Origin of the sequence: Parabacteroides provencensis (assembly GCF_900232875.1) — a bacterium.
Lineage (GTDB): Bacteria > Bacteroidota > Bacteroidia > Bacteroidales > Tannerellaceae > Parabacteroides > Parabacteroides chinchillae.
Map to the genome: position 1 here is coordinate 1 of NZ_LT960511.1, position 921 is coordinate 921.

At 29.4% G+C, this 921-nt stretch carries 1 protein-coding gene; it reads right to left on the reverse strand.

Translation table 11 applies throughout. From position 1 onward, the window contains the following. The coding region (locus tag CTY47_RS17035) for a MuF-C-terminal domain-containing protein (protein ID WP_158228560.1) at positions 1–921 on the reverse strand (921 nt) is incomplete at both ends.

A 921-nucleotide genomic window follows, 5' to 3' on the forward strand; every position in this document is an offset into this window, starting at 1 on the left:
TTGATGTACTTCTTTCCTCCAAATTCTTTGATTGTACCAATTTCAGCTCCTTTCTTGGCCTTTTCAAAATATTCTGGACCAAACTGTTGCTCAAACGACTTTTTTAGCATATCTTTATATTCAGAAAAGGAAGGATTAATAAATCTCTTCAATTTCTGTTGAAAGTCATTGTTGTTTTCTCCAACTTCTGCGGAATTGGACTGCAGTTTGGATGAAAATTTCAATGACTTTTCTTTATCTCTCCATATAAGCAATCCATTCATAACCCAATCTTTAATTGCATTAAGACTTTCTTTAGGATAAATACTCCTAATTGAAATAACAATAGCATCTTTCTCTTTAAAATCTATTTGTAATGCAACCAAAATATTTATACCATTACTTGTTAAATCAGTAATAACAACTTTTGATGTTGATTGTGTTTTGCTATTTAATACAAATATAGGATTATTTAGAGCAAGAGGTAAATTTTTTATGTCTTTCAAATTAAAAGGATGTTTATTCTTATATTTATCGCTCGATTTTAAAGATAAAGATGTAGCCATCATATGAATTTCTCTCTTCGGAAATCCAGCACTTAATAATTTATCTTCTGGATAACCAATATTGTACTTATACCCTTTTGGAAGTTCTCCTTTTATTTGTTTCTCAAGATCTTCATTAAACCTTTCATTTATTTGATATAATTTGTTCTTTCTAAGATATTCCCATCCTTCAGCAGTCTTCTTCCAATCAGAATCTCCAAATCTTCTAATTTCACCAATCTCTGCTTTTCTCCCTTTTTCAAAAAATCCTCCTTCAGCTTTCGTCAAGTCTTGTTCTAGAGACTTTCTGAGCAAATCTTTTTCAAAATATTCTACAGATTTTTGAATATCTGTAGAATTTATGATGTTTTCCTTTGTTTTGAAAGGTATTGTTTTT